Annotated in this window: 6 protein-coding genes and 1 pseudogene; all 7 read right to left on the reverse strand. The window is 28.8% G+C overall.

From position 1 onward, the window contains the following. Positions 1-257: 257 nt before the first annotated feature. Positions 258-1,025 (reverse strand): hypothetical protein, encoded by a 768-nt coding sequence (locus OYV_RS02810; protein ID WP_042068175.1) that lies wholly within the window; start codon positions 1,023-1,025, stop codon positions 258-260. Positions 1,026-1,466: 441 nt separating this feature from the next. Further along, entirely contained in the window at positions 1,467-1,916 is a 450-nt protein-coding gene (locus OYV_RS02815; RefSeq protein WP_042068176.1) for a transcription antitermination protein NusB, read from the reverse strand. 6 nt (positions 1,917-1,922) lie between these two features. Then, positions 1,923-2,531 (reverse strand): superoxide dismutase, encoded by a 609-nt coding sequence (locus tag OYV_RS02820; RefSeq protein ID WP_042068177.1) that lies wholly within the window; start codon positions 2,529-2,531, stop codon positions 1,923-1,925. A gap of 191 nt (positions 2,532-2,722) precedes the next feature. Then, positions 2,723-4,065, reverse strand: a pseudogene (locus OYV_RS02825) (FAD-dependent oxidoreductase). A 145-nt stretch (positions 4,066-4,210) separates the two neighbouring features. Continuing rightward, positions 4,211-4,594, reverse strand: coding sequence for a holo-ACP synthase (acpS, locus tag OYV_RS02830; RefSeq protein WP_042068178.1), 384 nt, complete (start codon positions 4,592-4,594; stop codon positions 4,211-4,213). A 2-nt stretch (positions 4,595-4,596) separates the two neighbouring features. Continuing rightward, positions 4,597-5,631, reverse strand: a complete 1,035-nt coding sequence (gene whiA / locus OYV_RS02835; RefSeq protein WP_042068179.1) for a DNA-binding protein WhiA — start codon at positions 5,629-5,631, stop codon at positions 4,597-4,599. 81 nt (positions 5,632-5,712) lie between these two features. Further along, a partial coding sequence (gene ligA, locus OYV_RS02840; RefSeq protein ID WP_042068180.1) for an NAD-dependent DNA ligase LigA occupies positions 5,713-7,187 on the reverse strand: 1,475 nt, incomplete at its 5' end.

Here is a 7,187-nt window from a genome sequence, read left to right on the forward strand (position 1 = left end):
TATTCTAGGTGCAAAATTAGTGTTTATTTGTAATTTTAAAATTATTAAAGTTATAAATTATGTTAAAATCCAATTAAATCACATTTTTATTTTGACAAAAAAATTATAAAATAAGAATAAATAAGTAGCATAGCAAGCAAAATTATAATAAATAATTAGCAAAAAAGACCAACTTAAAGTCGATCTTAATTTGTTTTTAATTTGAAAATATGGCAAGTTTTAAATATTTTGAAAAGTATTGGAACTAACTAAATAATTTATTGTTCAGCTTCTTTGGAGTTTTTTGAAGGTGAATTGGGGATGAATTTATCTATAAATTCTTCGGTAAGCATTAAGGCATTTTGAGGACTTATAGGCTTGTTAAGTGTAGGATGGTATTTTTCATTACCTGGTTTAAATAAATGATATTTTTTGTAAATGTTAGTCATTTTTGGGCTTCTCCAAAAAAAATAAATATTTTGGCTTTCATTTTTTATTTGTAAAATATCATCTAAAGTGTATTTGTTCCAATCACTAATATCAAACTTATCAAAAGGAGATTCAAAATAAATCCCTACTAAATCTAAAGGAGGAGTTTTGATTCCTGTCATAACGCTATATAAAAAAGCGCCTGCAAGATCTTGTCCATTAAATGAAGGGAAACAAGCTACCCAACCATCATATTGAGGTTGTATTTTGTAGATAATTTTATGCATTAAAGTAGGTTTTAGATTTTCCATATAAACATGGGTTTCAGAATTTTTAAGTGTGCCATCTTGCATAAATTCACTATCAGGCACTATAAAATGATAATGTTTTTTGTCATTTACTGTTTGAATATAAAGAGGTAGTGTTTCTTTTTTTGCGATGATTTGTTTGGGTTTTTGGGTTTGGTTATTAGTTAATTGTATTTTTTCTGATGATCTAAAGGTTGAATGTCTTTTTTGTAAACTTAATATTAATAACAATAATACTAATATTATTGATGAAATAACACATAAAAAAGACACTAATTTATATTTTTGATTAAATAATTTAATATTCAAAATATTTGTTTCCTTAATAAAAAATAAAATAATAGGGTTAAATTAATATTAAATAATTATTTTATTGTAGTTTTTTTAACTGCTCAAGTTAAAGTTTTTTGAATGTTTCTGTAATTAAAAAGATTTAAGGAGGATATCTATATTTTTTTAATTTGGCAAGTTTGTTTTTTGCTACTGTTATCAAATCAAAAAAATTATTATAAAAATGAGCCATTCATTATGCTTTCTAAAGAAAAAAGAATTTCTACTAAACTTGTTATTTTAAAAGTTTTTTAAAACGATCTAAAATTGGTGTTTTGTTTTTGCTGAGATGTTAATTATTTTATTGTTGTTGTTTTTATTTTTTTGGTATAGAATTATTGTAAATTTTTCATAATTATTTAAGGTATGCTATCAAATAAAATAAAAAAAGACCTTTCAATTAGAAAAGTCTTTAAAAAATTATTTATTATTTGGGTAGTTTTTCAATTCAATTAGGTAATAAGTTTTTTTATACATTTGTAATTGTTGATATATTTGATCTAATAATTTATTGTTGAATTTATGTTGTTTTTCATCGTTTAAATTGCAGAATTGTTTGGTAAGTTCTATTGCCTCGTCGATTATAATGGCATGAGAAATGTTTGTTTCTAACAATTCATAAGTAGCTAAGCGAATGATTGCTCTGTCTACTTTGTTAAGGCGATTTATTTTATAATCATATAAACTTTTGGTGATGATTTCATCAATAAATTTAAGCTTGGTGATGATTTTTTGAAAAAAAGTAAAAATGGGATTGGGATTTGTTTGTGACAAAGTCAAATTATTTTGGTAAAAATCATATTGATATAATAATTTCATCACTTCAATTCGTAATAACCGTGATTCTTTTTTATTTTGAGGATGTTTCATGGTAAATTATTTTAATGCTTGAGTAAGGTTATTTTGTACTTTTTCCCAGTCTAAGACACTAAAAAAAGCTTCAATATAATCAACTCTACGATTTTGATAACTTAAATAATAAGCATGTTCCCAAACATCTAGACCCAAAAGAGGAGTTCCTTGGTTTAGAACTACATCTTGATTAGGAGTAAAAGTAATTGCAAGTTTTTGTTGTGGAGTTAATACAAGCCAAGCCCAACCGCTTCCAAAAATGGTTTTAGCAGCATTAGCAAATTTGTCTTTGAAAGAATCTATAGAACCAAATTCGCAGTCAATCATTTCTTTTAATAATCCTTGAGGAGTATTGCCATTATTTACTTTTAGAATGGTCCAAAAAAAAGAATGATTAAAATGTCCGCCACCATTATTTCTAACTGTTTGTCTAATATCTTGTGGTACTAACGATAAATCAGTTAGCATTTGTTCCAAAGATAAATTTAGTTGAGGGTGTTTTTTGAGAGCATCATTAAGGTTATTAATGTATGTTTGATGGTGTTTGAGATGATGTAATTGCATAGTTTTAGTATCAAAAAAAGGTTCTAAAGCATCATATTGATAAGGAAGAGAAAGTAGAGTAAAGTTCATTTGTTTGCTCCTTTAATGGTTAATGAAAAGATTTTTTTGGGGGGGTAGTGTTGGAATGAGGGGTTAATTGTGATAAAATGGAATAAAAAAACACTGTTTGTAATTATAACAAACAATGTTTTATTGTGTTTTTGTCTTTTGTGTTTTTTTATCTAATTTATTTTGTCGCGCATTTGGTAGTTTGCAAATAGTTATTGAGATTTAACTTCTAAAGCTTTAAGTCCTGCTAAATTGAGTAATCCCCAAGGTTTGTTGAAATGGGGTTGGAAGAAAAAGTCAACAAAAGCAAGTTGTTCTACTGTCATTTGGTTTTGCATACAAACACTTAAAGTATTCATTTTTTCAGTTAAATCAACACGAGAAACAATTTGTCCTCCCAAAATTTTACGAGTGTCTTTGTCAAAAACAAGCTTTAACATTACAGCATCATAATCAGGCATAAATTCAGGTCTATTAGCATCTTTGATTGTAACAGTACCATAGTTTTTACCTAAAGCTTTGGCTACATTTTCAGTAAGTCCTGTTGAAGAAATACTCAAATCAATAATTTTAATGCCACTTGTTCCTTGAGTTCCTAAATATTTTAAGCAAGGTTTTTCAATGTTAAGTCCTACAAGTGTTCCCATTCTAATAGCATTAGTTGCTAAAGGCATGTATTTTACTTCTTGGGTAGGGTTGTAATAAACGTTAACACAATCGCCACAAGCATAAACATCAGGGTCTGAAGTTTGCATATATTCGTTAACAACTAAAGCACCATTAAAGGATGTTTCGAGATGATGAGCAAATAATTGAGTGTTGGGTTTAAAGCTGATACACATAATTACCATTTCGGTCTCAAAGGTGTTTTTATCAGTTTTTACATGAGTCACTAAGCCGTCCTTAGTTTCGAATCCTGCTATTTTTTGTCCTAATGCTAGTGTAACTCCGTGGTCAGTTAAGGTTTTTTGAGCTACATCTGTAAATTCTTTGTCTAAATATTTAGACATAATTCTATCTTCTGCGTCTACTAAAACTACTTCTTTTTTTTGTACCGCAAATGCTTCAGCTAACTCAATTCCGATATAGCCAGCGCCTACTACTGTGATTTTATTAACGTTTTTGCTGTAATTAATAATATCTTTGGCATGATCAAAGTTTTTAGACATTAAAACATTTTTGCAATCAATTCCTTTAATAGGAGGAATAACAGGCCAAGAACCAGTTGCAATTACTAATTTATCGTAGTTGTCTTTAAACTGTTTGCCAGTTTCTAAACTTTGAACTAAAACTTCTTTTTTGTCAAAATCTAGTTTTAATACTTCATGTTTAAGTTTGGTACAAACATCCATACTTACCAGTTCATCAGGATTTGAATAAAAAAGTCCTAGACTGTCTTTGATAACTCCTCCAACATACAAGGCAATTCCACAAGAAAGAAAAGAGATATTATCGTTTCTTTCATATACAACAACATCAGCTTGGGGATTTTTTTTTTAATTGTTTTTACTGCAGCAGTTCCTGCATGAGTACAACCAACAACGATAACTTTCATATTTTTGTTATTAACTCCTTTGGATTTTTTCTTTGTTTTTTTTTATTTAAGTTTATTTTTGCTATACACTTTTAATTATACCTAAAAAACACTTGACAAAATAAATAAAATTGTAGGATAATCAAAAAAAATAAAACTAATTTGATTATGACGTGCTTTGTGGCAACTTTTTTACAATAACAAGGGCTAAGGCGTAATTATCGGTGTGAGTGATAGAAATTAAAATGGGGTTGAAAAAAGTGGTGCATGTGTTGTTTTTCACATAAGGAGCGCCGTTTTTGTCGTTAAGAATAGACCAGTTGCAATAGTTTTGGCAAGTAGGGTCGATTTTTTGGGGTGTTTGAAAAGCTTTAAAAAGAGCTTCTTTAGAAGCCCACCTTCCTGCTAAAAAGGTAAGTTGGCTTTGGGGATTTTGAATGATTTGATAAATTTGGTGTTCTTCTGAGGATAAAATCCTTGCTGCTAAAATGTCTTTGCCTATTTTTTTAATTTTTTTAATTTCAACTAAATCTATGCCGATATTTTCCATATTTATTTTTTTTCCTTAGATGGTGCCAAAATTTGGGGAGTTTCAATTTCACAAGCTAGTTTTTTGATTTTTTGAAAATAATAATTTAGTCCTGATTTAGTGATTTGTTGCTTGTGTTTTTGGTAATATTTTTGAGTTAATTCTTGTAAACTTGCATCAGGGTTTTCTTTTCTTAATAACATAATTTGCAATAATTTAGGTTCAAGGTTGGGAAGTTGTTTTTGGGATTTTTCATTTTTGGGATTTTTCATTTTTAAGTTCGTGTTTTTGGGTTTGATATTTGGGGTTTGAAAGTGTTTTTCAATCAAATTAATTTGTTGTAATTGTAAATTGGCAGAAGTAAGAATTTTTTTTTCATTTGAAATTTCAAAATTAATAGAGGATTTAATAATGTGGTTTAAGTCTTTTTGAATTATTGTTTTTTCGTATTGAAAAACTATTTCCAAAGCGCCGATTAACCTTAAAAAATCAATAATCATTTGAGATTCTTTCAAATAAACTAAAAAACCTTTTTTGTGATTAATTTGTTTGGCGTTAATGCTGAAATGAAGCATCAAAGTTTTAATTAATTCAATTTTGTGGCGGTCTTTGTGAAAAAATTCTAGATGATAATTAGTTTTTTTGGGGTCGTTTACAAAACCTATGCATAAAAAAATACCTCTTAAAAATGCTTTTTTGGCTTTTTGGCTTTTGAGCAAAAGTAAAAAATCGCTTGGAGTTTGAGTAAAAAAATGATGTTTTTCTAAAATTAAGGGAATGTCTTTTTCAATTCCTACATGAATACTTTTTAAATGTGGTAAATTATATTCTTTGCTAGTCATCAAAAAAGAGTTGGTATTAGGATAAAAAGTTTTGATTAAAATAAGGAAACGCCTAGCAATTTTGATACTTTTGGTTTGGAACCACAATAAAGTTTTTTGGTGGTTTTTTTCTAATTCACAGCCAAAATGTAATAAAGCTGTCAATTCAAAAAAATTTTCTATGGGTAAGAATTTTTGACAAGCAATTTCTTCTTTAATTTTAATGTTAAAAGACATTAGCACCTTCTTGGATTTTTTTATTTGTTTTGGGGGTTTGGGGTTCAGTGAGGAGTTTTAGGCAAAATAACGGTGATTTTTTTATAATTTAATTTGGCTATTTTCTATAATTTGTTGTAATTCTTTTTCTTCGATAATAGAAATTTGGAGTTTTTGGGCTTTGGTTAGTTTAAAACCAGCATTGATGCCAACTATTAAATAATTGGTTTTTAAAGATAAACTGTTAGTTATAATTGCTCCCATTTGTTCTAAGATTTGTTGGATTTGAAGACGGGAATATTTTTGGAGAGTTCCTGTTAAAACAATTTTTTTGTTGGTAAAAATAGTTTGGGTAGTTGGATTTTGGGGGTTATTGCTTTGAAAAGAAACTCCTAGTGTTTTGAGTTTGAAAACCTCTTCTAAATTACAAGAATTGGAAAAGTATTGTTGGATGCTTTGGGCAATTTTGATTCCTATTTCTCTTATTTGAGTAATTAATTCTGGTGTGGCTTGTTGGAGGTTTTCGATAGTTTGAAAATTTTTTGCCAAAACTTGAGATACTTTTTTGCCAATATGTTTGATCCCCAAAGCAAATAAAACATCTTCAAATCCTTTTTGCTTGCTTGCTTCGATAGCATCCAAAATGTTAGTAATTTTTTTAGCGCCAAAGCCTGGCATTTCTTGCAAAATATGCTTGTGTTTTTTTAATAAATAAAGGTCAGAAGGTTTGGCAATTAGGTTTTTATCAAAAAAAGCAATGATGGTCTGTTCTCCTAAAACGTTGATATCCATAGCATTTTTGGATACAAAATGAATGAGTTTTTGGATTTTTACCTCGCGACAATTTGGGTTGAGGCAAAAATAATCAACTTCACCTAGTTGTTTTTCTAAAATTGTTTGACAAGCAGGACATTTTTCAATCATTAAAGTGGGTTTTTGCAAATCAGTTCTTTTACTTTTGATAACTTCTAAAATTTCAGGAATAACCGATCCTGCTTTATGAACTATGACATGGTCTTTTATTCTGATATCTTTTTTGCAAATGTAGTCATAATTATGTAAAACCACTTTTGAGACCAAACTTCCATCTACCATAACAGGCATAATTTTGCAAACTGGAGTTATAACACCAGTGCGTCCCACTTGAAAAATGATGTTTTGAACTATGCTTTGGCTTGTAATAGTTGCAAATTTGTAAGCAGTTGCCCATCTGGGAGCTTTGGCAGTGGCACCAATTAAAGAATGAAAGGCAAGTTCGTTAATTTTAATGACAATTCCATCAGTATCGTAGGTAAGTTGTTCCTTAATGGTTTTGTATTTTTCAATTACACTAAGCAAATTTTCAAAATTAGAGACGCAATAATAATGGGGATTTGTGGTAAATCCTAAAGCATTTAAAAAATCCAAAGTCTCTTTTTGGGTAGGTTTAGTCAAATAAGGATCTGAAATGCCATAGACAAAAATAGACAAATTTCTTTGAGCCACAATTGCTGAATTAAGTTGTCTTAAAGTTCCTGAAGCAGCATTTCTGGGATTGGAAAAAAGGGGTTTGTTTTCTTGTTTTCTTTGGGCGTTGA

This window comes from 'Chrysanthemum coronarium' phytoplasma (assembly GCF_000744065.1).
Lineage (GTDB): Bacteria > Bacillota_I > Bacilli_A > Acholeplasmatales > Acholeplasmataceae > Phytoplasma > Phytoplasma asteris.